Raw genomic sequence first — 23,506 nt, 5'->3', positions numbered from 1 at the left:
TTACCCTTTGCGAAGGTATTGCCACGCCCCGTCCGCGCGCCGCGTCCGGGTTACCGATCCAATGTGGTAGAGATGGTTCAGGTGCGCAACCGCTTCGACCAAAGCAAGGCCATATTCCCCCTCGCCGATCGACCGCTTGAACAGAGGTACAAAACACTCCGCCGCGGTTTTCGGCGTATCGAGGTAGTCGGTCAACCTTCTAAGAGCGCCATGGTGATTGTCGATCAATTGCCGCATCCGAACCGGCAGTCCGGTAAAGGGCAGTTTGTGACCGCCAAGAGCCAGTTGATCAGGCCGGGCCAGCGGCTCCAGCCGCTCGCAGGCCTCGAGCCATTCGGCAACAGGGTCGGCCATGGGTTCGGTGGCGTATACGCCTATGTTGGGGCTGATCGAGCTGAGAATCTGATCGCCGGTGATGACGAGGTTGTCATCGCGGCTCCAGAGTGTCACGTGCTCGGGGGCGTGGCCATTGCCCATGTGAACGTCCCAGTCGCGCCCGCCCATGCGAAACACATCGCCCTGACGGACGCGGGTAAAACCCAGCGGCATGGGATAAACCATATCGGCAAAATTGAAGGGCCGGTCGGACATCCGCTTTTGCAGCACTTCGGGCGCCATGCCCGCGCTGCGGTAATAGTCCAGCGTCTCTTCCGGCCATGTCTCCTGCACGTCAAGCGTCAGCATCCGCGCAAACAACCACGCCGTGCGGCTGGTGATCAGTTCGGCCCCATGTTCGGACTGGAACCAGCCCGCGTTGCCGATGTGATCGGGATGGTGATGGGTCGCCACAACGCGGGTCACCGGTTTGCCCGCCAATGGCCCCGCCATCAGAGTTTCCCAGATGCCCCGCGTCTTTTTCGACGAAAATCCGGTGTCGATCACCGTCCAGCCATCGCCGTCATCCAGTGCGTATACGTTCACATGATCCAGCGCCATCGGCAGCGGCAGGCGCATCCACAGGACGCCTTCGGCCACTTCGATGGCCTCACCGGGTGCCGGAGGTTCGTCCCAAGGGCTTCGCATTACCATAGGCCGCGCGCCATCCATCACGCCACCAACTCGTCTGCGCTGAGCGCATACAGATCAGCCGATCCGGCCTGCGCCCGCACCAGCAGGCCCGCGTGTTCGGGCAACAGCGCGTTGATATAATAGCGCGCCAGTTTGGCGCGTGGGCCTTCAGGATCAGCCAGCGCCGCTGTCAGGTGATAATGACCGCCCAGAACGCGCGCGAACGCCCGTAGATAAGGCAGCGCTCCGGCAAATCGGTCGTTCATATCGCCCTGCGAGACCAGCCATTCGGTGGCTTCGCGAAGCGATTCCGTTGCCTCCCACACCGGACCGGCCAAGTCGGGCAGAACCGCACGGGCGCTTTCGGCCTGATCTTCGATCTCATCCAGCAGGCGCGACGCGGCCTCACCTCCGTCCAACATCTTGCGCGCCACAAGGTCCATGGCTTGTATGCCGTTGGTGCCCTCATAAATCGCCGTGACGCGGGCGTCGCGGTAGAATTGCGCAGCACCAGTTTCTTCGATGAAGCCCATGCCGCCATGAACCTGCACACCGGTCTCGGCAACGCGAATGCCGGTTTCGGTGCCAAACGCCTTGTCGATCGGGGTCAGCAAAGCGGCGCGCGCGGCCCACTCGGCGTCGCCTGTGGCTTTTGCCATGTCGATCGCCACGGCGTTTGCCAGCAGAATCGCACGTGCAGCGAACACATCGGCCCGCATTTCCAATAGCATCCGGCGCACATCAGCGTGGTCGATGATCGTACCAGAAGGTGTCTTGCCCTGCTTGCGCTCAAGCGCATAGGCCAGTGCGTGCTGATATGCCCCCTCGGCCGCACCGACGCCCTGACCGCCGACGCCGAGACGGGCGTTGTTCATCATGGTGAACATGGCCGCCATGCCGCCGTGTTCCTTGCCGACAAGCCAGCCTTTGGCGCCGTCATACTGCATCACGCAAGTGGGCGAGCCGTGCAGACCCATCTTATGCTCTAGCGAAACCACCTTCAGATCGTTTGCGACACCCGGATTGCCTTCTTCGTCGGGGATGTATTTCGGCACCAAAAACAGGGATATCCCTTTGGTTCCCGGTACTCCATCAGGCAAACGCGCCAAAACCAGATGGCACACATTTTCGCAGAAATCGTTGTCACCCCAAGAGATGAATATCTTCTGCCCGGACACCGAATAGGTTCCGTCGCCGTTCGGTTCCGCCCGGGAAGACAAGGCCCCGACATCCGAACCGGCCTGCGGTTCTGTCAGGTTCATGGTGCCGGACCACTCGCCCGAAATCAGCTTGGGCAGATAGAGTTGTTTCAACTCATCGCTGGCGTGGTGTTCCAGGGCCTCAATCTGACCCTGACTCATCAGCGGCGCCAGTTGCAGCGACAGGCAGGCTGCGCTCATCATCTCATTCACTGCGGTGGTCACCGTCATCGGCAGGCCCATCCCGCCAAATTCCGGATCGCCGCTGATTCCGATCCAACCACCTTCGGCAATCGCCTTCCAGCCGTCCGCATAACCCGGAGACGTGCGCAGCACGCCATTTTCCAGCCGCGCAGGCTCCAGATCGCCGGGGCGTTGCAGCGGGGCCATGATTTCTTCACACATCTTGCCGGCTTCGGTCAGGATGGCGCTGACCACATCAGAACTGGCTTCGGCGAAGCGGTCTGTCGCAGCGACCTGATCGAAACCGACCACATTTGCAAAAAGGAACTCGTAATCAGAGATTGGGGCGCGATACGGCATGGCTTCCCTCGGGGGCTGTCTGGCGTGGTGCACGTGCGGGCTTGGAATCCCCGGCACGCGTCGGTATTCATCGGGGCTTGGACGATTACCTATCCATCCGAATGTTTCAAGCAACCAAAACGCCGCGTCACCACTCATGATCCCCAACGGCACAGAATATCTGACTGCTAACGGCGCAGGCGTTACTCGCGCAGCGGAACTGCTGCGGCAGGGGCATCTGGTCGCCTTCCCGACCGAAACCGTTTACGGGCTGGGCGGCGACGCCCGCAATGGCGAAGCGGTTGCCGCCATCTATGCGGCCAAAGGGCGGCCCAGCTTTAACCCGCTGATCGCCCATGTGGCGTCGGTGGATGCCGCACAACGATATGTCGAATGGACGGACGAGGCAGAGTGTCTGGCCAACGCTTTCTGGCCGGGCCCGCTGACGCTGGTCTTGCCGTTGAAGGATGGCCACGGAATATCATCACTTGTTACCGCAGGCCTTGATACGCTGGCGGTGCGAGTCCCGGCGCATGAGACGGCGCGCAAACTACTTTCCGTGTTCGACGGGCCGGTCGCCGCACCATCGGCCAATCCGTCGGGCCGGATCAGCCCGACAACTGCCGCACATGTCAGCGCGGGGCTGGATGGCCGGATTTCCGCGATACTTGACGACGGCCCGTGCGGAGTGGGGCTGGAATCTACCATTGTCGGATTGGCGGGCGAGCCCGCAATGCTGCGCCCCGGCGGAGTGGCTTCAGAAGAGGTCGAGGCTGCACTGGGCCGCAAGCTGCACCGGCATAAAGCAGGCGATCAGCTGACGGCGCCCGGACAATTGCTCTCCCACTATGCGCCCGATGCACCGGTGCGTCTGGACGCCCGATCACGTCAGGGCGACGAGGTCCTGTTGGGTTTCGGTGCCGTGGATTGCGATCTGAACCTTTCGGCGGGAGCCAATCTGAACGAAGCTGCGGCAAACCTGTTCTCGGCTCTGCACGAACTGGACCGGACAGGGCGCCCGATAGCGGTCACTCCGATCCCGGCCCACGGGCTGGGTGTTGCTATCAATGACCGGCTTCGACGGGCCGCTGCACCGCGCAATACCTGATCAGGCGTGCCCGGCGTTGGCGGACAGGGTCAGCGGGTCGACACCCAATGTGGCCAGCGCCGCTTCCCATTTAGCATCATCTTCGGTCTCGAAAACCAGATCGGTCGCAGCGTCGGCGGTCAGCCAGCCGTTCATCGAGATTTCATCCTCAAGCTGCCCGGGTCCCCAGCCAGAATACCCCAGCATCAGCATCGCCTGTTCCGGTCCGCGACCGGCAGCGATGTCTTCGAGAATATCCAGCGTGGCCGTCATTCGGAACCCTTCCGAGATTGCCATGGAATGCAGATTCGCCTCGTATTCCGCGCTGTGCAGGACAAACCCGCGCGACATCTCGACCGGGCCACCAAAACGCACCAGACGTTCCCCGATAACCGGAATTCGGCAAGGAATATTCAACTGTGTCAACAAACCCTTCAGACGCAGATCGGCGGGTTTGTTGATGATCAGGCCCATCGCCCCGTCATCCCCGTGGCTGCAGATGTAGATCACCGAATGGTCGAATCGCGGATCGCCCATCCCGGGCATCGCAATCAACAGTTTTCCGGTTAGGTCCATGTGCTGACAACTCTTGCTTGTTTCATTCCAAGAATGACCCTGCGAAGACGGTATTGGCAAGTAAAGACGCGCATTTCGGCGAAAACGGCCCTTCTGACCTGAACGTGACTTGGCATTTCCGCCCGCACTGCGCATCTATAGAACATGACAGCGCGCATTAAATCCCTTTCCGTCGTCTCGGCCATTTGTCTGGCTCTTGCCACATCGTCCTCTGCAGGGGGTGTGGACAAACTGGTACAGCTGGAAATCCTGGACGGCGGGCTGACTGCCAAAGGCACCTATATGGGCGCGATCCGCCTAACGCTGGCGGACGGCTGGAAGACCTATTGGCGGGCACCGGGCGACGCAGGCATCCCGCCGCATTTCGACTGGAGCGGCTCGCAAAACGTCAGCGACATCGAGATCATATGGCCCGCGCCGTATGTCTTTGATCAGAACGGTCTGCGCTCGATCGGGTATAAGGATCAACTTGTCCTGCCCGTTGAAATCACACCGGCAAAGCCCGGCAAAGCGGTTCGGCTGAAAGGCGAAATGGATCTGGGTGTCTGCAAGGATGTCTGTGTGCCGGGCAATCTGGAATTCGACCACCGCCTGGACGCGCAGGCCGCCCGCAACCCCGCCATTGCGGCGGCGTTGGCGCAACGGCCCTATTCCGCCAGCGAGGCTGGCGTGGCAAAGGCGAGTTGCCTTCTGAAACCGACCGCCGATGGAATACAGGTTGAGGCGCACATCACAATGCCCTCGGCCGGTGGTGCGGAAATTGCCGTCATCGAACCCGGCAATCCCGCAATTTGGGCGTCGCAGACCGAAACCCGAAGGCAGGGAAGTAAGCTGGTTGCCAGCTCGGAACTGGTCAGCCAGTCGGGCGGAGCATTTGCACTGGATCGGTCCGAAGTTCGGATCACCGTATTGGGCGCAAATCATTCCGTTGACATTCAGGGTTGTGGTGCGGGCTGAGGGATGGCCAAAACCCCGTTGATCGGCGCGTTGGCCGTATTGCTGCATGAAGGCAGGGTGCTGTTGGTACAGCGCAGCAAAATGCCGGATGCCGGACTATGGGGTTTTCCCGGCGGACATGTGGAATGGGGTGAAACCGCCCTTGACGCCGCACGGCGGGAATTGCGGGAAGAGACCGGTATCGAGGCAGATCCCACGCGTTATCTGGACAATCTGGATCTTATTCGCCGGGACGAAGAGGGGCGAGTTGTCGCCCACTACCTGCTTGTCGGTGTGGCCTGCTCCTATGTTGAAGGCGAGCCAATGGCGGGCGATGATGCGATGGACGCGCAATGGTTTCCGATTGAGCAGATACGCGCGGGTGATCTTGCGATGAGTGCGCGGGTCATTGAGTTGTTAGAACACGCACTGGCGGTTCAGCATTCTGAGGCAAACCGCCACTGATCAGGTTTTTCTGCGACCGGACAGGCGGGCGTACACCAGCGAAGATATCGTTACTCCGACAAGCAGGATCAGCATGGCGCCAATAACAAACTGGCCCAACGCGACGCGAATGACGTTTGCGTCACCTGCGTCAAACATCTGCAAGACCGACCAGGGCGCGCCTGTGATCAATGGCCAGATCATCGTTACCACAAGCCAGAGCAGCATCGCACCCGCAGTTCCGGTTACCGCAATACGCACAGTCCGGTCCGGTGCGCGCAGGGCACGGCGCATTGCCGTCATGGGCCGCGAAATGTCACCCTGAATCGCAATCAGCGCTGGGACGAGAAGCAGAACAAGCAGCATCCCGAAACCCAGACCATAAACCAAGGTGATCACTGTCGGCTTCAGGAACTGTGCCTGTTGCGATCCTTCGTAGAGCAAAGGCGTCAGGCCCAGAACCGTTGTCAGGGTGGTCAGCATCACCGGCCGCAGACGATCAGCGGTCCCTTCGATGATTGATGGAACCAGTCCCCTGTCCTTCTGATAGGCATCAATGGTCGTCACCAGAACAATGGAATCGTTTATGATGATCCCCGTCATCCCCAGCAGGCCGACCACGGTAAACATGCTGAGAGGCACATCCCAGATGTAATGCCCCCAGATTGTTCCGACCAATCCGAAAGGAATGATTGCCATCACCACAAATGGCCGCGTCCAACTGGCAAACACCCAGGCCAGAACAAGGTAAATACCTGTCAGGCACAAGATCAGACCCGTTCGCGCCTCGGCAAGAAACCTGTCTTCCTGTTCGCTGAGGCCCTCCAAACGCCACTCCACCTGATGCTCGGACGCGATGTTCGGAAGGATTTCCTGCCGCAAGGCACGTTCTATTTCGGCAGCGCGGGCCGGGTCGTCTTCGGAGATGTCGCCATTTACCGTGATGGTCCGCAGACCATTGACGCGCCGCACTGTCGAAAAGCCGGATACGCGCTTGACCGAGACGATATCCGCCAAGGGCACATACACCCCATCCGGTGTGCGCATCAAAGTCCGCTCAAGAAAATCGGCGGTCAGTTCTCCCTCAGGCAGTTCCACCCTGATTTCGGTGCTGCGCGGCCCGTCGGGGAAGGTCGCCGCCTCGATACCGTTCAGCCGGTTGCGCAGAACACGGCCCAGAGTCTCGATCCGGAAACCCAGCGCTTCGCCCTGCGCGGTCAGATCCAGTATGTATTCTTCCTTGTCATAAGCCATATCATCCTCAAGCGCTGAAACTTCAGGATATTTCACTAGCTCGGCTTGAAGATCCTCGGAGGCTGCCTTGAGCGTTCCGACCTCCGCGCCAAAGAAATTCACTTCGATAGCATCGCCGCCCGGACCCGACCGCCACCCCCGGAAACTAATCACTTCGACCAGAGGATGCCTGACTGCGAATTCCTGTAACTCTCCCACAAATTCAAAGCTGGAATAGGGGCGCAGATCGGCATCGATCAACTCGATCGAAATACCGCCCAAAAGATCATTGTCCTTGCCTTCCGCGGCCGACAACCCGTACCCGGCAGAACCGCCGACTTCGGCCAGCACGTAATCAATCGGATTTCGTCCGTGCCGCTCTTCATAAATTCTTCCCAGCTCTTCCGTCGCCCGCTGCAATTCCCGCATCATTTCCATCGTGTCGGACCGCGTGGCCCCTTCGATCATGATGAAGTTGCCGGTGACCGATCCGCGTTCGGGCGCATTGAAGAACCGCCAGTGCACATCTCCCCGGATGAACAGGGAAATCTGGCTGGCAAGAATGGCAATCATGGCCGCCAGCACCACGTACCTTGCTTGGATAACCCATGTAATCAACCGCCGGAACAGGGTGTCACGAACCCATCTGAAGCCGCGGTTGACGACGCGGTTGGGCAGATCATACCAATGTTCTTTTGCCGAATGCTTGATGGCGTGGGCCATATGGTTCGGCAGTATCAAAAAGCACTCGACCAGCGACGCGATCAGCACCGCGATCACGGTGAACGGAATATCGCGGATCAGTTCTCCGAAACGCCCGCCGATGGATGTAAGACCAAAGAAAGCGATCACCGTCGTCAGTGTCGCTGCAAATACCGGCATCGCCATGCGCCGGGCTGCGCGCTCGGCGGCGACGACCGGCGGCTCACCCAGACGACGGGCGCGGAAATCGGCGTGCTCTCCGACAACGATGGCATCATCGACAACAATGCCAAGCGTGATTATCAGGCCAAACAGGGACACCATGTTGATCGACAACCCGCCGATATACATCAGGGCAATGGCCGCGAACATCGCCACCGGAATTCCGGCAGCAACCCAAAAGGCGATGCGCGCATTCAGAAACAGGAACAGAAGACACACAACCAGACCCAGACCGACCAACCCGTTGTCGACAAGTATATTCAGCCTGTCCGAAATCGCCTGCGCCCGGGTGCGGATCAGTTCAACCGTTATGCCCTCGGGCAAGCTGGCCTGCATCTCCGAAACCGCCCGTTCGACCGTGCGCTGAATTTCGATTGCATCGCCCTGATCCGACCGGTCCACCCGCACGGACATCGCAGGATCGTCGCCAACATAGTACCCGCGTTCCCGCGTTGTACCTTCCACCCGGATTTGTGCCAGATCACCGACAACCAGTTTGGAACCGTCCGGGTAGGACCGCAGAACGATACTCTCGATCTCTTCGGGCTTTCTTTTTTCAGCGCCAGTGCGAATGCGTGCATTGGCACCGGTCACATCGCCGGCAGGGCTGGCCGTCACCTCGGCTGCGATGGCAGATGCAATGTCCACCATGCCGATATCATTGGCGATAAGCTGTGCAGTTGGCACCTCGACCACGATGCGCGGGGCTGCGAGCCCGCGGATGGTGGTCCGGGTCACGCCCACGTCGAACAATCGGGTAATCAACTCATCTGTGAATTGCGCAAGCTGGCTGGTTTCGACCGGGCCGGTCAGGACCACATCGGTTACACGGTCCCGCCATGCCGCCCTGCGAATATTCGGCTCATCGGCATCTTCCGGTAGGTTCGTTACACCATCGATCGCGGTCTTCACCTCTTCGACCGCTCGCGCCATGTCCCAGTTTGGCTCAAAATCAAGCCAGATCTGTGCCCTGCCTTCCGTTGATCGGGCCCTCGTTTCGTTTACACCTTCGACGGCAAGCAACACCGGCTCGATCACCTGAACGATACCGTTATCAACATCTTCAGGACCGGCACCATCCCATTGAACCGTGATATCGACCCGTTCGAGTATGACGTCCGGAAAGAACTGCGCACGCATATTGGGGATCGAGGCGGCCCCCAAAACCAGCAGCACCAGCAGCAACAGATTTGCCAGCGTGCGATGTCGCGCAAAATAGCTGAGGATGCCGCTGGCCGTACCGGGAATCTCACGGATCATGCCCGTCAGCCTCCTGCCCGGTCTTCAATTCGCCGCACCAGTTGCATGGGAACCTGCTGGTTGCCCAGCTGGCTCAGGACTCGGGCCTTGACGTCCTGCGGCATACGTTCGTTGGCTTCGACCACCGCGACCAGCTGCGCCCGACGCTCATCGGATAATTCGACCATCTCGGGATCCGGGTCCGCCCGAGCTTCTACCCGCAGCGGACGCACACGCAGGCCCGTTCCCAAAAGCGGGGTACGCCCGATCACGACCTCACGCCCCTCAAGACCCTGACCGCGCAGCAGAACCTCGTCACCCTGACGGCGCACAAGCTGCACAGGCAGCGATTCGAGCCGGTCATCCGGGCCAAGGACCAGCACCGATCCGGATGCGTCCAGAACCGATGCAGGCAGGCGCACCACTTTATCCAGAGGCTGTTCTTCCACCGAAACCGTAACAAAATCACCCGGTTTGAACCCGGGGGCTGCGTCCAGACGTGCAAAAATCAGCCGTCCCGACTGACCCTCGCCTGCCGACCCGCTGTCCCGGCTGATGCGGCCATGCGCGACCAGATCGGCCCCGGTCACTTCAAGCGAAATGCTGACAGGCGCATTGATCAGATCGCCGTTTTGATCCAGCAACCGCACGTATTGTGCCGTCGAGACACGGAAAGCCACCTCAAGCGCGTTAGGGTCAACCAGTTCGGCCAGCTTTTCATTGGCCGCGACAAGGCGGCCCTCGACAAGGGTCACCCCCGACAAGGTACCGTCGAAGCGGGCGCGAATTGTCATGTCTTCCAAATCCCGCTCGGCCGCTTCCAATGCAATTCTCGCGCGCGCCAGAAGGGTTGTGGTCTGATCAACACGGGATTCCGCCTGCGCCAGCGCGATGCTGCGCGCCAGAACGGATTGCCGCGCGGACGCGGCGGTCAGCTCTGCCTCTTCCACGCTGGCTGTCGATCCGTATCCGCGGGATTCAAGATCCTTCTGCCGTTGCAGCGCCCTTGCCCGCAAATCCGCCTGATCTTCCGCCGCCTTCAGTTCATCCTGCGCCAACAGAAGCGAGCGTTCGGCATCACGTTCCTCGAATTGCGCGTCCAGCAGGTCGGACTTGGCGCGGTCCAAGGCCGATTGAGCGTCTGCCGGATCAAGCTCGACCAGTATTTCACCGGCGTAGACCGAGCCGCCGTCCTCAAAATCGCTGGACAATTCAATCACACGTCCCCCTGCGGCTGTGCGCAGTTCAAGCCGGCGTCGGCTCTGGACCTCTCCGAAGGCTTCGAGATATGGCGTGACAGTCGCCAACTCAGCAGTGCGGACGCTGACAGCAAACACACGTTCCCGCGATTCCGGCGGCTGCGAGTCTCGGGCCAGAACCTCCTGCACGGCACCTACGATGGACTGCGCGGCATAAATCAGCAGCGCCAGCGTCAAAGCCGCCAGAAAAACCCCCACAAGGCTTTGCCTTAGAAATCGCATCGTTCACGTCACTCCGGTCGCGTCGGGCTGCCACATGCTGAAGGTAGCCGGGCAGAAAAAAATGCCAAGCCACAAAGCAGTTATGAATAGTGTAACGTGAGTCCAGTCTACTTCCGTCGCAAGTGTTCGTCCAATCGTGGCATTATTTCCACGAAATTGCAGGGACGATGGCGGTAATCGAACTGTTTCTCCAGAATGCCGTCCCATGCGTCCTTGCACGCGCCCGGGCTGCCCGGCAGGGCGAACAGATAGGTTCCACCCGCCACGCCGCCGGTTGCACGGGACTGAACCGCAGAGGTCCCGATCTTGTCCATCGAGATGATGGTGAACACGGTACCGAAGGCCTCGATCTCTTTCTCATAGACATCGCGATGCGCCTCGACGGTAACATCCCGGCCGGTCAGCCCGGTGCCGCCGGTCGAGATCACCACGTCAATTTCCGGGTCAGCAACCCACAGCCGTAACTGGGCAGCGATTTCTGCGCGCTCATCCCGAATGATTTTGCGGTCAGTTAGTATGTGACCGGCCTTTTCGATACGGTCGGCAAGGGTCTGACCCGAGCGATCCTCTTCCACAGACCGGGTATCCGAGACGGTCAGTACCGCGATGCGAACCGGAATGAATGCCTTGGTTTCATCAATTTGCGACATGCCGTGTCAGGCCCTTTCCATGATTGCAAGACGGAGAGCCAGTGCAGCAAAAATGCCCCCCGTGATCCAGCCAACAATCTGCGAAAACCGAGGATTGTCGACCAGCCGTCGGCCCATGCCACCGGCAAATACGCCAACTGCCGAATTCACAAAAAAGCCGCCCAGCGCGATGATCGTTCCGAACATCAGAAACTGCATAAGAACCGAACCGGCCGGATCAACGAATTGCGGAATGAAGGCAAGAACGAACAAGATGACCTTGGGATTGGTCAGATTGACCAGAAACCCGTCCCGAAAGGCATATCGGGTGGGTCGCCGCTGAGCATCCCCCGCCACCGCACCGTTTCGTATGGCACCCCATGCAAGATACAGCAGGTAGCCCACGCCAAGCCATCGGATCGCGTCAAATAGCCAGGGCATAGTGGCAACCGCAGCGCCCAGACCCAGCCCCGCGATCACAACATGGACCAGAGTTCCGAGCGATATTCCCGCACTGGCGGTTACAGCCGATCCCGATCCCGAACGCAGCCCCTGCCCCAAACAGAACATCATGTCCGCGCCGGGAGTTAAGTTCAGTGCCAGTGCCGCAGGAACAAAGGCAAACAGCATAACCGGATCAATCACACTGTAACCTCGAACCAGTTTACCTTTGGACCCAGATTGGCAACCTCGGTCCGGCCAACAGTTCCGCGATACCCCCAGCTGTCGTGAATATGGCCGCAGAACGCCAGCTTTGGCTGAATGCGTTCAATCGCATCGCGTATAGCGACCGAGCCAACAGAGACACCTTGCGAGGTCGTGTCACCGGTTCCCTTCGGAGGTGAGTGCACAACAAGGATGTCCGCGTCATTGCACCGGGCCAGCATCTCGGTGGCCTCAGCCTCGGTTAGGTCGCAGGACCAATCACCGAACGGTGTTACCGGAACGCCGTAGCCAAGACCGAACAGTCGTAGACCGTCCATCGTCATGCCGGAACCGTGCAGGATGTGGACGCCTTCGGGTGCGGCCTCTTCCAATTCTTCGGCGCTTTCAGCGTTTCCGGGGACAAGCACAAGAGGCGCGGAAATGCCGGACAGCATTTCCAGCGCCTCGGGTAATCCGTGACGCATGTTGCAATAATCGCCCGCGCCGACCACCAGATCCGCGTCACGGCTGGCGGAAACCAGATCAGCGGCGCGGTTTCGCGCCATGTGCAGGTCCGAGAAGGCCAGAATTTTCATGACGTGCCTCCCAAATGCGCCCTGAGTTCCAGCAAATCCGCCCAGGCCTGTCGCTTCATCTGCGGCTGGCGCAGCAGGTAAGCGGGGTGGAACATAGGAATGACCGGAAGGTTCATGGCCTGTTCCCACTGTCCCCGCAGCCGCGTAATACCACGTTTGCCCAGCACCGCCTGACAACTGATATTGCCCATCAGAACCAGAACTTCGGGCTTTGCCAACGCGACATGACGTTCCAGAAACGGCTTCAACATGCCAATTTCCTCGGGCTTGGGATCGCGGTTCTGGGGTGGCCGCCACGGCAGAACGTTGGTGATATAGACATTCTCGGATCGTTTCAGGTCAATTGCGGCCAGCATGCGATCCAGCAACTGGCCCGCGCGTCCGACAAACGGTTTCCCCTCTCGATCCTCATCCCGGCCCGGAGCCTCACCGATGATCATGACGCGCGCGCCCGGCGTTCCGTCCGCAAACACCAGCTGCCGCGCACCACGTTTGAGATCGCAATGATCGAACGCATCCATCGCAGCGCGCAAATCAACCAGCGAATTGGCCGCTTGCGCTGACGTTTGCGCCACCTTCACCGGATCCACTTTGTTCGGTTTCACAGGGGCCGCCTGTGCCGGAGCGGTTTTCTTTGGCTTGGGCGTGGTGTCCGGCAAAGCATACCGATCGACCGGATTGTCCCCGACCGCGTCGGTCACGCCCAGTTCCACCTGCCATTCCAGCAGGGCGCGTGCGGTATGAAAGTCCAGAGCCGATTCCATGGCTGACAATCTAACCGCCTTTGCGGCGAGGGAAAGCGAATTGACCTTGCCTGAACCTCCGAACACCCCGACCATGGGGGAATTCATGCTGTTGATCGTTCGATTCCTTTTGCTGTGTGTTCTGCTTGCGCTGACAAGCGGTATGCCCGCTGTGGCCCATTTTCACGACAAGCTCAGACAATGCCCGGGGGGGCAGGCCCAGTGCGGCGCAAGAAACTGCTGCCCTTTGGGTCAGCGTTGCAGCTGGGATGGCCACTGTATTCCGCCCGGAGGCACCTATTGCGGCGGCGGGCGATCCTGCGGACCGTTCGAAAAATGCGTATCCGGCGGAACCCGCTGCGCGCCGGCGGGGGCAAACAAATGCGCCTCGCGCCTTGATTGCCCCGGTGGCAGCTTTTGCAATGCGCGTGGAGAGTGTGAGAGCAGCAGCCCGGAATTCGATCCCGGCCGCGAGACGAAATGTTCTGACGGGCGCAGCTGTGGGCCCGGGTCGGCCTGCCTGCCCGGCGGCGGATGCACCAGACCGGGTTGGTTTTTATGCGAAGAAACCGGTTCACAATGCCGCCCCGGTTTCAAATGTTCGCGAGAACAGGGCTGTGTCCCGAAAAAGGCCATCGATTGCGGGTTCGGGCGTTGGTGCAAACCCGGTGAACAGTGTCTGGAAGATGGCGGGTGCAAAAAACTGCCCGAAACGAAAAATAACCCATAGTCGCAGGACCGTGTTGCCCCGCCGCTCTGTCCTTTCTATAAGCGGCCCGATTGTCAGACAGGAGCCCGCCCATGCGTTTCGCCCATCGTCACCTTCTTGGCATCGAGCATCTGTCGCAATCCGATATTACCGCCATCCTCGATCTGGCCGAAAAATACGTCGATCTGAACCGGCAACCGGCCAAGCGTTCCGATGTGCTGTCGGGGCTGACGCAGATCAACATGTTCTTCGAGAACTCGACCCGCACGCAGGCCAGTTTCGAACTGGCGGGCAAACGGCTGGGCGCGGATGTGATGAACATGGCGATGCAGGCAAGCTCGATCAAAAAGGGCGAGACGCTGATCGACACTGCAATGACGCTGAATGCGATGCATCCTGATTTGCTGGTGGTACGGCATCCACATTCCGGCGCGGTCGACCTGCTGGCGCAAAAGGTCAACTGCGCTGTGCTGAATGCGGGCGACGGGCGGCATGAACATCCAACGCAGGCCCTGTTGGACGCGTTGACCATCCGCCGGGCCAAAGGCCGCTTGCACCGGCTGAACATCGCCATCTGCGGAGACGTCGCGCATTCCCGCGTAGCCCGATCCAACCTGATCCTACTGGGCAAAATGGAAAACCGCATCCGCCTGATCGGCCCGCCGACGCTTGTGCCGGGCCAGTTTGCCGAATTCGGCGCCGAGATTTACGACGACATGAATGAGGGCCTGAAAGACGTGGATGTCGTCATGATGCTGCGCCTTCAGAGGGAACGGATGGATGGCGGGTTCATCCCCTCGGAGCGTGAGTATTACCACCGCTATGGTTTGGACGCCGCCAAGCTGGCGCTGGCCAAACCCGATGCCATCGTCATGCATCCCGGCCCGATGAACCGGGGGGTCGAGATTGACGGAACACTGGCCGACGACATCAACCGCTCGGTGATTCAAGAGCAGGTCGAGATGGGCGTCGCCGTCCGAATGGCCGCGATGGAACTGCTGGCCCGCAATTTGCGAGACGCCGCATGAGCGATCTGACTGTCGCCCCCCATGAACGCGGTGTGATCCGCCTGTTTGCGCTGAATATGCGGCCCGAAGAGGCAAAATTTCTGCGTGAACCCGGTGCTACCGACCAGGTGCTGGGGGTCAAAGGGTTGGACCCTGAACAGATCGACATCTTCCCGGTCTCGGACCTCGAGGACCTTGGACTTTTTGGGTATCTGAACGAAGGTTGTGGCGTGTCCAGGGATCAACTGGACCGCAACGCCCTGGAGGCCATCGAAGGCTGGGTTATGGCCGTGCGCAGTGCCGCCTTTGGGGATCGCGCTGCCACGCTGAAACCGGACCCTCGCGTGCGCCTGATTGGTCTTTTCACGGAAGAGACCACAAACTGGGCCGGCGGCAAAATCGAAACCGAAAGCGCGAAACCGTTCTCGGCCCCTCAAACCGCACCGCAGGATGACAAGCCGCGCCGCATCGGTTCGGCCGTTCTGGCCCTGGTGATCTTGCTGGCCATCGGAGGCGCCCTATGGCTGATCCTGTAACCTTCGCGCCGGACAAAGGCGCTTATATCCGCACCAACGCATGGCTTGCCGCCGGGGCCATGGCGGCAGCCATGGCTGTGTTATGGCTGATCGGCAACCCCTATGTCTGGACCGGCGCGCCTGCGGGGCTGGCTGCCGTCGGCCTCCGCGCCTGGTACCTGGCCTCGGAAGAACTTGTCGCGACGTGGCAGATGACCGACACCTCCCTCACCGGCCCCGGTCCGCGCACTGTGGCGCTGAACCAGATCGAGGCGGTCAATATCATGGGCAGCTTTGTCCAGATCGTCACCAAGGGCGGCGATAAACGTCTGATCAAGTATCAGGCGGACCCCGCCGCCACCAAAGCCGCAATCGAAAGGGCCATTGCATGAGCAATACGATCTTCACCAACGCTCGCCTGATCGATCCCGAATCCGGTTCAGACAACATCGGCTGGCTGCAGGTTGCCGAGGGTCGGATTGCCGCGCGGGGTGACGGCGAAGCTCCGTCTGCGGATGCGCAAATCATCGACTGCGGCGGCAATTGCCTTGCACCGGGGATTGTCGATATCGGCGTCAAAGTGTGTGAACCGGGTGAGCGTCACAAGGAAAGCTACAAGTCCGCCGGTCTTGCCGCGGCAGCCGGTGGTGTGACCACCATCGTCACGCGCCCTGACACCAGCCCCTCTATCGACACACCCGAGAGCCTGGAATTCGTCACCCGCCGCGCGCAGGCCGACACGCCCGTCAACGTGCTGCCCATGGCCGCCCTGACCAAGGGCCGCGAAGGGCGCGAGATGACCGAGATCGGGTTTCTGCAGGACGCAGGCGCCGTGGCCTTCACCGACTGTGACCACGTCGTCACCAATACCAAGGTGTTTTCCCGCGCCCTGACCTATGCCCGCTCCTGCGGTGCCCTGGTCATCGCCCACCCGCAGGATCCCGGCCTCAGCAACGGTGCCGCTGCAACCAGTGGCAAGTTCGCGGCCCTGCGCGGCCTGCCCGCCGTCTCGCCCATGGCCGAGCGTATGGGACTGGACCGCGACATTGCGCTGCTGGAAATGACCGGTGCCAAATACCACGCCGACCAGATCACTACCGCCCGCGCCCTGCCTGCGCTGGAACGGGCCAAGAGGAACGGGCTGGATATCTCGGCTGGCACGTCCATACACCACCTGACGCTGAACGAGCTGGATGTGGCCGATTACCGGACCTTCTTCAAGGTCAAGCCACCCCTGCGATCCGAAGACGACCGTCAGGCGGTGATCGACGCAGTTCGCACCGGGTTGATCGACACGATCAGCTCAATGCACACGCCACAGGACGAGGAAAGCAAACGCCTGCCTTTTGAAGAAGCCGCATCCGGCGCGGTTGCGCTGGAAACCCTGTTGCCTGCTGCGCTAAGGCTATATCATTCTGAGCAACTTGACCTGCCGACTCTGTTCCGGGCGATGGCCCTAAACCCGGCAAAACGGCTGGGACTGGACAGTGGCCGTCTGACCGAGGGCGCCCCTGCCGATCTGGTTCTGTTCGACCCGGATGTGCCCTTTGTGCTCGACCGGTTCACTCTGAAATCCAAATCCCAAAATACCCCGTTTGACGGACAGCGGATGCAAGGTAGGGTTGCGGCAACTTACGTTGCAGGCAAAGAAGTTTACCGGAGACCCTGATGCCAATAATCGACGGTTCGACAGCCCAACTGATCCTGTGGGCAGTGCTGGGATACCTGCTGGGATCTGTCCCTTACGGCATGATCGTTGCGCGGGTGATGGGGCTTGGCAACCTGCGGCAGATCGGGTCGGGCAACATCGGCGCCACAAACGTTCTGCGCACCGGAAACAAGGCCGCAGCGGCACTGACCCTGTTGTTCGATGCCGCCAAGGGCGCGGTCGCGGTCCTACTGGCCCGCCTTGTTGCCGGTGAGGACGCCGCCCAGATCGCCGCTCTGACCGCGTTTATCGGGCATTGCTATCCGGTCTGGCTGGGTTTCAAAGGGGGCAAGGGGGTTGCGACTTTCCTTGGCCTGTGGCTTGCGCTGGCCTGGCCGGTTGGTCTTGCGCTGTGCCTGACATGGCTGATCGCTGCCGCGATCTGGCGCATTTCATCAATGGGCGCGCTGGTTGCTGCGGCTTCGTCCACCATGTGGGCGGTGTTCCTTGGGCATGGCGAGACGCTTTTTCTGGGCGCAGTTCTCACCCTGTTGGTCTTTTGGCGCCATCGCGCGAACGTCGCACGCCTGAAAGCCGGAACTGAGCCCAAAATTGGGCAATCGTGACACCTTGTGCAGCGTTTCTGGACGCCTTCCTTGACCTGCCGGATGGGACATTTTCGGGTCGGTCCGGTGGTCGACGCTATGTCGTCAGCCGGACATCATTTGCCGGTGGGTGCAGTCACAAGCTGATCGCGCATGAGCTTGGCGGCCCAGACTACATAAGCATGAATCTGTATCAGACGACCCGTAGCGGTGCATCGCTGAGACCATGCGAAATGCCCGCTGAAAAGGTCATCGCCTTTGTCATCGGGTTGGAACCGGAAGCCTGATCGGCGCTTCTCAGATCACTCATCCCTGCACACGTTCTATTCGCTGGCGCACAATCAAAAATGGTTGTTTTGAACGTTACCGGCGACGCGCCCAAATTCTGTTTCGTGACGGTCCATTTTGACCGCACAGCATTCCAACCCGGACCGGCGGGCGCAATTTCGGCATCTCCGGTCGGTCCGTTTCACGAAAGGTGAAATCATGAACAAGATGAAATCGCTGTTGGGTGGCGTCGCGCTGTCCGTTGCAATCGCTACTTCTTCTCTGGCCGCCGGGGTCGAAATCAATGCAAGCTCCACCGGGCTGGCCATGCAGGGCTATGATCCGGTCGCCTATTTCACCGAAGGCGAGCCGACCAAGGGCAACTGGAAAATCACCACGATCCATGACGACGCCATGTATCGTTTTGCTTCGGAAGAGAACAAGGCGGCGTTCGAGGCCAACCCTGCGGCCTATCTGCCGGCCTATGGTGGCTATTGCGCCTTTGGTGCGGCGATGGGTTTCAAATTTGACGGTGATCCGAACTATTGGCGGATCGTTGACAACAAGCTGTACCTGAACATTTCGAAAGATATTCAGGAGCGCTGGGAGGGTGACATCCCGGGCTTTATCGAACAGGCCACCGCGAAATGGGAAGACATTGCCGACAAAGATCCGGTGGCTCTTCAGCAATAACCTGCCTGTTTAACGGGTGGTCAGCGGCGGCGGAGCGATCCGCCGCCGCTTGTGATTTGAGTTCGCGCATAGACGCATTATCTTGTTTCATTATGTGATTTCAGGGATCGCGGACACCACATGAGCCGCTGATACTTCAATAATATACTTCGGTTCGGAACAGTTGGGTGAATGTTGATCCGGTCTTGCGACCGGACCGTATGATTCACTGCAGGCGGGGCGAATACGTGCTTTGCCCGCTTTTTTTCGACCGAAAGGATACGAGATGACTGGAAAACTGGCACTGATATCCGCAATCGCCTCGCTCGCCGCCGGGTCGGCTGCTGCACAATCGCCAACCTTGCTGAATACAAGCTCGGGTGACTGGACTGGTTTCTATGCCGGTGCGCAGGTTGGCTGGATCGACGTCGGCACCAGCCTACCCGGCATTAGCGGGGATGACTGGATCGGCGGTATCATCCTGGGATACGACTATGATTTCGGAACATGGGTTCTGGGTGGTGGCTTTGACTATGACTGGACCAGCGTCAGCCTGGGCGGCGCGGTCAAGGTCGAAGATGTCTGGCGCCTGAAGGCCCGTGCCGGATACAAGGTTTCACCTGACGGACTGCTGTATGGCGTCGCTGGCTGGGCAGACGCAGGCACCGACGTTCTGGGTGACGATGACGGCTGGCTGATCGGCGCCGGTTACGAACAAATCATCAACGGCAACTTCAGCTTGGGCGGTGAAATCCTGTATCACGAGTTCAACAACTTCAACTCCAGCGGTGTAGACGTGGATGCAACCACGATTCAGATTCGCGGGGCTTACAGGTTCTGAACCCGCGCGCATTTGCAACGCATTGACCCGCTGGGTAAATCAGCGGGTCAATTTCGGATTACGGTTCCAGCACAGTGCTTCCGGTGGTCTGCCGTGCCTCGAGGACACGATGGGCATCCGCCACCTGTTCCAGCGAGAACCGCTGGTCCATGTGTATCTTGACCTCGCCCCCTTCGACTTTTCCGAACAGCCGCCGTGCCATTGCCTGACAAATATTGTGGTCGGAAATATGCGTGAACAGGGTTGGCCTGGTTATCTTGAGCGACCCTTTCTGCGCAAGGACGCCGATATTGAAGTGAGGTACCGATCCGGAAGCGTTGCCGAATGAAATCATCATTCCCAACGGTTTCAGACAATCAAGCGACCCTTCGAATGTTTCCGCCCCGACCGAATCCATCACCGCATCCACGCCCTTGCCGCCGGTAAACTCCTTCACCTTCGCAACAAAGTCTTCGGTATTGTAGTTGATGCAATGCGCAGCCCCGTTGAACTGGGCCAACCGGCATTTTTCATCGGTCCCCGCGGTTCCGATCAAAGTGATCCCTTCTGATTTTGCCCATTGGCAGGCGATCAGACCAACCCCGCCTGCCGCCGCATGGAACAGCACCGTGTCCCCGCGTTTGAGCGGTGTCGTTCGGTGAAACAGATATTCAACCGTCATTCCCTTGAGCATCATCGCGGCACCGGCGTCAAAAGATATGTCATCCGGCAGCGGACACACTTGCGCCGCTGGCATGACCCGCGCCTCGCAATAGGCACCCGAAGGCGCCGCGGCATAGGCTGCCCGCTGTCCGGGCTCCAGATGAGTGACGCCTTCACCAACCGCTTCGACAATACCCGCCGCTTCCATTCCAAGCGCGTGCGGCAGTTCCAGCGGATAAAGCCCGGTGCGTTGATAGACATCGATGAAATTCAGTCCGCAGGCATGATGGCGGATACGAATCTGGCCGGGGCCGGGATCCCCGACCGGGCGGCTTTCGATTTTCAGAACCTCCGGTCCGCCGAATTCGTGAATGACAACCGTGCGCGCGGTTTCCTGCATAACGTCCTCCTCATGTTTGAGGCCAAGCTAGCACGCCTGAAAAATTGAACAATCACCTCGGTCTCACAAGGGTGATTCGCTGTTTTCCCAAAATATGCTAATATGATGGAAGGCGTTGCCGGCTGATCCGGCCACGGGCAACCCGAATGCCGGATTCATTCTGCGGCGCGATCACGCCGAAGAAGGGGATGAAGATGGCCAAAACAATCGGTAACCCTGTCAGCTGGGCCGCCCGGAACCTTGGGGCGACCAGTGACCACGTAACGGAAAGCGTCAGCCGCATCGGCAGCGCCGATACGCAGCATCTGCCGACAGTGCAGACCTTGACCATGCAGGATATCATTTCGTGCCTGAGGGCGGGATATCAGGATTTTGTCGAAACCCGGGCGGACGCGGTTTTCGTAATCCTGATATATCCGATCGCCGGGCTGGTGATGTTCGGTCTCGGAATGAATATGAACATGGTGCCATTGCTTGCACCTTTGATCGCCGGTTTTGCACTGATCGGACCGGTTGCCGCCGTCGGGCTGTATGAAATCAGCCGCAAGCGGGAACAGGGGCACGATGTTCATTGGCTGGACGCGTTCGGCGTATTCCGTTCACCTTCTTTCGGAGCAATCCTCGCGCTTGGCTTTTATCTGGTCATGCTGCTGCTGATCTGGCTGATGGTCGCGCAAAGCATCTACGTTCAGACGCTTGGTCCTGAACCGCCTGCTACCTTCGGTGCATTCATAACCGAAGTCTTCACCACCAGTGCAGGCTGGAGCATGGTTCTGATCGGTACGACCGTTGGCTTCTTGTTTGCCCTGATCGCGCTGGCCATCAGCGTAGTTAGTTTTCCACTATTGCTGGACCGAAAGGTTGGTGTACCCGTTGCTGTCGTAACATCCGTGCGGGTGTTCCGCCACAACCCCGGAGTCATCCTGACCTGGGGCTTTGTAATCGCGGCGATGCTGGTGTTGGGGTCGATCCCGATCCTGCTGGGCCTGATCTTTGTGATGCCGATACTGGGCCATGCAACATGGCACCTTTATCGCCGGGCAGTCGTCTGATCGCAGATACGCGCGCGAACAATAATTGATCGCGCGCGTTCGAGATTAGCCCGAGACTTTCAGAACGATCTTGCCAATATGGCCCGAACTTTCTATTCGGGCATGGGCCGCAGCAGCGTCTGACATATCAAATTCACTATCCATGACCGGGGCAATCCTGCCTGCCTCAAGCAGGGGCCAGACGGCTTCACGCAGATCCTGCGCAATCCGCGCCTTTGCAAGGTCACTTTGCGGGCGCAGGGTGCTGCCCGTCAGCGTCAGGCGCTTGACCATCATTAGTGCAAAGTTCAGCTCGACCACCGGCCCTTGCAGAAACGCGATCTGCACCAAACGCCCGTCCTCGGCCAACGCCTTGACATTGCGTGGGATATAGTCTCCGCCAACCATGTCGAGGATCAGGTTTGCGCCGCCTTCTGCCCGCATGGCCGCAACAAAATCCTCATCCCGGTAGTTGATTGCCTTTTCCGCGCCCAGCTTCAGGCAGGCTTCGCATTTGTCGTCAGACCCGGCCGTGGCAAAGACCCGCGCCCCGAACGCATTGGCCAGCTGGATCGCAGTAGTACCGATGCCGCTGGACCCGCCGTGAACCAGAAACCGCTCACCAGCCTGTAATCCGCCACGCGTGAACACGTTCGACCAGACGGTAAAAAACGTCTCGGGCAGGCAAGCCGCTTCCTTCAGGCCCATCCCGGCAGGAACCGGCAGACAATGAGCAGCCGGAGTCGCCACGTACTCGGCATATCCGCCGCCCGGCAACAAAGCGCAAACCTTGTCTCCGATGGCAATCCCTTCGACTCCGGAGCCGATGGCCACAACCTCGCCCGATGCTTCCAGCCCCGGCAGGTCACTTGCTCCCGGCGGCGGGTCATACGCGCCCGCGCGCTGCAAGGCATCGGGTCGGTTCACGCCCGCATATGCAACCTTAATGATAACCTGCCCGTTCTCCGGTTCGGGTACGGGGCGTTCGGTCAGTTTCAGAACATCGGGCCCGCCGGGAGTGGTTATTTCGACGGCACGCATCATCTGGGTCATCGGCAATTCTCCTTTGCGCCCTGCCTAGCAGGCAGGACAGCCAAGGCAAAGACTCTAGCTTAATTCCCGCCTATTTCCTGTTTGACAAAGATCCCGGCAAATCCGTCCGAGCGCCAGCCGGTGCCCGGACCTGACCCGCCAGCCAGTTCGGCACGGCCAGAAACGGCTTGAACAAAGGGTTGCCGTTTACCTGCGCCTTGAATTTTTCGAACTGCATGACATCGGCGATCCTGCGATCCAGAAACTCCCAAGTCGGTTGATGATCGGGCGTGTCATCCCCCAGCCAGAACAGCAATGTCGAGGAATACACTCCGGACAGCGTGGCCCGCTTGGTGTACCAGTTGACGTCTTCGGAGGTGTCCCCCAGCGCATTCCAGATCAGATCGCAGGTCCCCCAGATCGCCCGGGCACCGTCCGCCGCGTGCGTCGGCAGGGAAAACAGGGTCACACCCCGGCGTACGGCCTCTTTGTCATCAACGGCCTGCAACCTGAAACGAACCGCCGCTGCAATCTTGTCCCGAAACTTCAGGTCGCTCAGATCCTCGCTTTGCAGCCTGGACAGCATGGCTGCGTCTCCCCTTGCGTGAAACGCCAACGCCAGATCAACGGCACCACGGGGGCAGATGGCATGCGCCAGACCGTCATCCAGATCGCAGTCTGAAATTGCCGCGCGAAAGCTTGATTCGGACCATCCTTCGAACGGAACGTGGTTCAGAATGGCATCCAGCAGTTTCTCTTTTGCATCTTCGTATGTTGCGGTCATGACGGTTCTCCGGTTCACGGCCCAGTACTAGACAAGTTAGGCGCGCTTTGCTATACGGCCACTTCCTGCAATTTCCTTGCAACTCTATCTA

24 protein-coding genes are annotated in these 23,506 nt (G+C 59.7%); 12 read left to right on the top strand and 12 right to left on the bottom strand.

The window, feature by feature from the left end; genetic code table 11:
- Both ACR0D6_RS11120 and ACR0D6_RS11115 read right to left on the bottom strand, forming a co-directional pair.
- The gene (locus ACR0D6_RS11120) at window positions 1-1,047 is read right to left on the bottom strand and encodes an MBL fold metallo-hydrolase (protein WP_480765549.1); all 1,047 of its coding nucleotides are present in this window, start codon (window positions 1,045-1,047) and stop codon (window positions 1-3) included.
- Complete coding sequence (locus ACR0D6_RS11115; protein ID WP_480765548.1) at window positions 1,047-2,750, bottom strand: acyl-CoA dehydrogenase; 1,704 nt, start codon at window positions 2,748-2,750, stop codon at window positions 1,047-1,049. Before ACR0D6_RS11115 ends, ACR0D6_RS11120 begins: the two co-directional genes overlap by 1 nt.
- Before the next feature lie 136 nt (window positions 2,751-2,886).
- Here ACR0D6_RS11115 and ACR0D6_RS11110 point away from each other — a divergent pair, with 136 nt between their 5' ends.
- Window positions 2,887-3,837: an L-threonylcarbamoyladenylate synthase gene (locus ACR0D6_RS11110; RefSeq protein WP_480765547.1), complete on the top strand. Its 951-nt coding sequence runs from the start codon at window positions 2,887-2,889 to the stop codon at window positions 3,835-3,837.
- On the opposite strand, the gene ACR0D6_RS11105 is transcribed toward ACR0D6_RS11110, so the two are convergent.
- A complete protein-coding gene (locus ACR0D6_RS11105; protein WP_170654579.1) occupies window positions 3,838-4,392 on the bottom strand; it encodes a YqgE/AlgH family protein in 555 nt (184 codons plus the stop codon).
- 144 nt (window positions 4,393-4,536) lie between these two features.
- On the opposite strand from ACR0D6_RS11105, the gene ACR0D6_RS11100 reads away from it, so the two are divergent.
- On the top strand, window positions 4,537-5,349 hold the full coding sequence (locus ACR0D6_RS11100; protein ID WP_480765546.1) for a protein-disulfide reductase DsbD domain-containing protein: 813 nt from the start codon (window positions 4,537-4,539) through the stop codon (window positions 5,347-5,349).
- Window positions 5,350-5,352: 3 nt separating this feature from the next.
- Window positions 5,353-5,793 carry an NUDIX hydrolase gene (locus ACR0D6_RS11095; RefSeq protein WP_480765545.1) on the top strand — a complete coding sequence of 147 codons (441 nt, stop codon included), beginning with the start codon at window positions 5,353-5,355 and terminating at the stop codon, window positions 5,791-5,793.
- Here ACR0D6_RS11095 and ACR0D6_RS11090 read toward each other — a convergent pair whose 3' ends face one another.
- The 6 genes from ACR0D6_RS11090 to ACR0D6_RS11065 all read right to left on the bottom strand — a co-directional run bounded on the left by ACR0D6_RS11090 (window position 5,794) and on the right by ACR0D6_RS11065 (window position 13,283).
- A complete protein-coding gene (locus ACR0D6_RS11090; protein WP_480765544.1) occupies window positions 5,794-9,189 on the bottom strand; it encodes an efflux RND transporter permease subunit in 3,396 nt (1,131 codons plus the stop codon). It lies immediately after the preceding gene.
- Between the two features lie 5 nt (window positions 9,190-9,194).
- On the bottom strand, window positions 9,195-10,649 hold the full coding sequence (locus tag ACR0D6_RS11085; RefSeq protein WP_480765543.1) for an efflux RND transporter periplasmic adaptor subunit: 1,455 nt from the start codon (window positions 10,647-10,649) through the stop codon (window positions 9,195-9,197).
- A gap of 107 nt (window positions 10,650-10,756) precedes the next feature.
- Window positions 10,757-11,299, bottom strand: coding sequence for a molybdenum cofactor biosynthesis protein B (moaB, locus tag ACR0D6_RS11080; protein ID WP_480451578.1), 543 nt, complete (start codon window positions 11,297-11,299; stop codon window positions 10,757-10,759).
- Between the two features lie 6 nt (window positions 11,300-11,305).
- Window positions 11,306-11,923 (bottom strand): LysE family translocator, encoded by a 618-nt coding sequence (locus tag ACR0D6_RS11075; protein WP_480765542.1) that lies wholly within the window; start codon window positions 11,921-11,923, stop codon window positions 11,306-11,308.
- Window positions 11,920-12,519, bottom strand: a complete 600-nt coding sequence (locus ACR0D6_RS11070; RefSeq protein ID WP_480765541.1) for a metallophosphoesterase family protein — start codon at window positions 12,517-12,519, stop codon at window positions 11,920-11,922. Before ACR0D6_RS11070 ends, ACR0D6_RS11075 begins: the two co-directional genes overlap by 4 nt.
- Complete coding sequence (locus ACR0D6_RS11065; RefSeq protein ID WP_480765540.1) at window positions 12,516-13,283, bottom strand: uracil-DNA glycosylase; 768 nt, start codon at window positions 13,281-13,283, stop codon at window positions 12,516-12,518. The genes ACR0D6_RS11070 and ACR0D6_RS11065 overlap by 4 nt, the downstream gene beginning before the upstream one ends.
- Before the next feature lie 780 nt (window positions 13,284-14,063).
- Here ACR0D6_RS11065 and ACR0D6_RS11060 point away from each other — a divergent pair.
- From ACR0D6_RS11060 to ACR0D6_RS11025, 8 genes are all read left to right on the top strand, one after another.
- Window positions 14,064-14,999, top strand: a complete 936-nt coding sequence (locus ACR0D6_RS11060; protein ID WP_480729365.1) for an aspartate carbamoyltransferase catalytic subunit — start codon at window positions 14,064-14,066, stop codon at window positions 14,997-14,999.
- Window positions 14,996-15,514: a hypothetical protein gene (locus ACR0D6_RS11055; protein WP_480765539.1), complete on the top strand. Its 519-nt coding sequence runs from the start codon at window positions 14,996-14,998 to the stop codon at window positions 15,512-15,514. Before ACR0D6_RS11060 ends, ACR0D6_RS11055 begins: the two co-directional genes overlap by 4 nt.
- A complete protein-coding gene (locus ACR0D6_RS11050; RefSeq protein WP_480765538.1) occupies window positions 15,499-15,885 on the top strand; it encodes a hypothetical protein in 387 nt (128 codons plus the stop codon). The genes ACR0D6_RS11055 and ACR0D6_RS11050 overlap by 16 nt, the downstream gene beginning before the upstream one ends.
- Complete coding sequence (gene pyrC, locus ACR0D6_RS11045; protein WP_480765537.1) at window positions 15,882-17,162, top strand: dihydroorotase; 1,281 nt, start codon at window positions 15,882-15,884, stop codon at window positions 17,160-17,162. Before ACR0D6_RS11050 ends, pyrC begins: the two co-directional genes overlap by 4 nt.
- Complete coding sequence (gene plsY, locus ACR0D6_RS11040) at window positions 17,162-17,767, top strand: glycerol-3-phosphate 1-O-acyltransferase PlsY (RefSeq protein ID WP_480765536.1); 606 nt, start codon at window positions 17,162-17,164, stop codon at window positions 17,765-17,767. The genes pyrC and plsY overlap by 1 nt, the downstream gene beginning before the upstream one ends.
- Window positions 17,764-18,033, top strand: a complete 270-nt coding sequence (locus tag ACR0D6_RS11035; protein ID WP_480765535.1) for a hypothetical protein — start codon at window positions 17,764-17,766, stop codon at window positions 18,031-18,033. Before plsY ends, ACR0D6_RS11035 begins: the two co-directional genes overlap by 4 nt.
- A 199-nt stretch (window positions 18,034-18,232) precedes the next feature.
- Entirely contained in the window at window positions 18,233-18,706 is a 474-nt protein-coding gene (locus ACR0D6_RS11030; RefSeq protein ID WP_480765534.1) for a YHS domain-containing (seleno)protein, read from the top strand.
- A 265-nt stretch (window positions 18,707-18,971) separates the two neighbouring features.
- The gene (locus ACR0D6_RS11025; protein WP_170654548.1) at window positions 18,972-19,526 is read left to right on the top strand and encodes a porin family protein; all 555 of its coding nucleotides are present in this window, start codon (window positions 18,972-18,974) and stop codon (window positions 19,524-19,526) included.
- Window positions 19,527-19,584: 58 nt separating this feature from the next.
- Here ACR0D6_RS11025 and ACR0D6_RS11020 read toward each other — a convergent pair whose 3' ends face one another.
- A complete protein-coding gene (locus ACR0D6_RS11020) occupies window positions 19,585-20,568 on the bottom strand; it encodes a quinone oxidoreductase family protein (protein ID WP_480451590.1) in 984 nt (327 codons plus the stop codon).
- 194 nt (window positions 20,569-20,762) lie between these two features.
- On the opposite strand from ACR0D6_RS11020, the gene ACR0D6_RS11015 reads away from it, so the two are divergent.
- Window positions 20,763-21,620, top strand: coding sequence for a DUF2189 domain-containing protein (locus tag ACR0D6_RS11015; RefSeq protein ID WP_480765533.1), 858 nt, complete (start codon window positions 20,763-20,765; stop codon window positions 21,618-21,620).
- Between the two features lie 45 nt (window positions 21,621-21,665).
- Here ACR0D6_RS11015 and ACR0D6_RS11010 read toward each other — a convergent pair whose 3' ends face one another.
- Together ACR0D6_RS11010 and ACR0D6_RS11005 are read right to left on the bottom strand one after the other, a co-directional pair.
- Complete coding sequence (locus ACR0D6_RS11010) at window positions 21,666-22,652, bottom strand: NAD(P)H-quinone oxidoreductase (RefSeq protein WP_480765532.1); 987 nt, start codon at window positions 22,650-22,652, stop codon at window positions 21,666-21,668.
- Window positions 22,653-22,722: 70 nt separating this feature from the next.
- Window positions 22,723-23,415, bottom strand: a complete 693-nt coding sequence (locus ACR0D6_RS11005; RefSeq protein ID WP_480765531.1) for a COQ9 family protein — start codon at window positions 23,413-23,415, stop codon at window positions 22,723-22,725.
- Window positions 23,416-23,506: the final 91 nt, after the last annotated feature.

Source organism: Ruegeria sp. BJ6 (genome assembly GCF_056537885.1).
This window is presented reverse-complemented; position numbering and strand designations above follow the sequence as displayed.

Bases quoted from the DNA above. Each gene is read 5' to 3' on its own strand.
- ACR0D6_RS11085 (WP_480765543.1), bottom strand. From the start codon at position 10,649: ATGCGATTTCTAAGGCAAAGCCTTGTGGGGGTTTTTCTGGCGGCTTTG.
- plsY (WP_480765536.1), top strand. From the start codon at position 17,162: ATGCCAATAATCGACGGTTCGACAGCCCAACTGATCCTGTGGGCAGTG.
- ACR0D6_RS11005 (WP_480765531.1), bottom strand. From the start codon at position 23,415: ATGACCGCAACATACGAAGATGCAAAAGAGAAACTGCTGGATGCCATT.
- ACR0D6_RS11115 (WP_480765548.1), bottom strand. From the start codon at position 2,750: ATGCCGTATCGCGCCCCAATCTCTGATTACGAGTTCCTTTTTGCAAAT.
- moaB (WP_480451578.1), bottom strand. From the start codon at position 11,299: ATGTCGCAAATTGATGAAACCAAGGCATTCATTCCGGTTCGCATCGCG.
- ACR0D6_RS11110 (WP_480765547.1), top strand. From the start codon at position 2,887: ATGATCCCCAACGGCACAGAATATCTGACTGCTAACGGCGCAGGCGTT.
- ACR0D6_RS11065 (WP_480765540.1), bottom strand. From the start codon at position 13,283: ATGGAATCGGCTCTGGACTTTCATACCGCACGCGCCCTGCTGGAATGG.
- ACR0D6_RS11020 (WP_480451590.1), bottom strand. From the start codon at position 20,568: ATGCAGGAAACCGCGCGCACGGTTGTCATTCACGAATTCGGCGGACCG.
- ACR0D6_RS11100 (WP_480765546.1), top strand. From the start codon at position 4,537: ATGACAGCGCGCATTAAATCCCTTTCCGTCGTCTCGGCCATTTGTCTG.
- ACR0D6_RS11050 (WP_480765538.1), top strand. From the start codon at position 15,499: ATGGCTGATCCTGTAACCTTCGCGCCGGACAAAGGCGCTTATATCCGC.
- ACR0D6_RS11030 (WP_480765534.1), top strand. From the start codon at position 18,233: ATGAACAAGATGAAATCGCTGTTGGGTGGCGTCGCGCTGTCCGTTGCA.
- ACR0D6_RS11055 (WP_480765539.1), top strand. From the start codon at position 14,996: ATGAGCGATCTGACTGTCGCCCCCCATGAACGCGGTGTGATCCGCCTG.
- ACR0D6_RS11105 (WP_170654579.1), bottom strand. From the start codon at position 4,392: ATGGACCTAACCGGAAAACTGTTGATTGCGATGCCCGGGATGGGCGAT.
- ACR0D6_RS11120 (WP_480765549.1), bottom strand. From the start codon at position 1,047: ATGGATGGCGCGCGGCCTATGGTAATGCGAAGCCCTTGGGACGAACCT.
- ACR0D6_RS11015 (WP_480765533.1), top strand. From the start codon at position 20,763: ATGGCCAAAACAATCGGTAACCCTGTCAGCTGGGCCGCCCGGAACCTT.
- pyrC (WP_480765537.1), top strand. From the start codon at position 15,882: ATGAGCAATACGATCTTCACCAACGCTCGCCTGATCGATCCCGAATCC.
- ACR0D6_RS11090 (WP_480765544.1), bottom strand. From the start codon at position 9,189: ATGATCCGTGAGATTCCCGGTACGGCCAGCGGCATCCTCAGCTATTTT.
- ACR0D6_RS11070 (WP_480765541.1), bottom strand. From the start codon at position 12,519: ATGAAAATTCTGGCCTTCTCGGACCTGCACATGGCGCGAAACCGCGCC.
- ACR0D6_RS11010 (WP_480765532.1), bottom strand. From the start codon at position 22,652: ATGACCCAGATGATGCGTGCCGTCGAAATAACCACTCCCGGCGGGCCC.
- ACR0D6_RS11060 (WP_480729365.1), top strand. From the start codon at position 14,064: ATGCGTTTCGCCCATCGTCACCTTCTTGGCATCGAGCATCTGTCGCAA.
- ACR0D6_RS11095 (WP_480765545.1), top strand. From the start codon at position 5,353: ATGGCCAAAACCCCGTTGATCGGCGCGTTGGCCGTATTGCTGCATGAA.
- ACR0D6_RS11025 (WP_170654548.1), top strand. From the start codon at position 18,972: ATGACTGGAAAACTGGCACTGATATCCGCAATCGCCTCGCTCGCCGCC.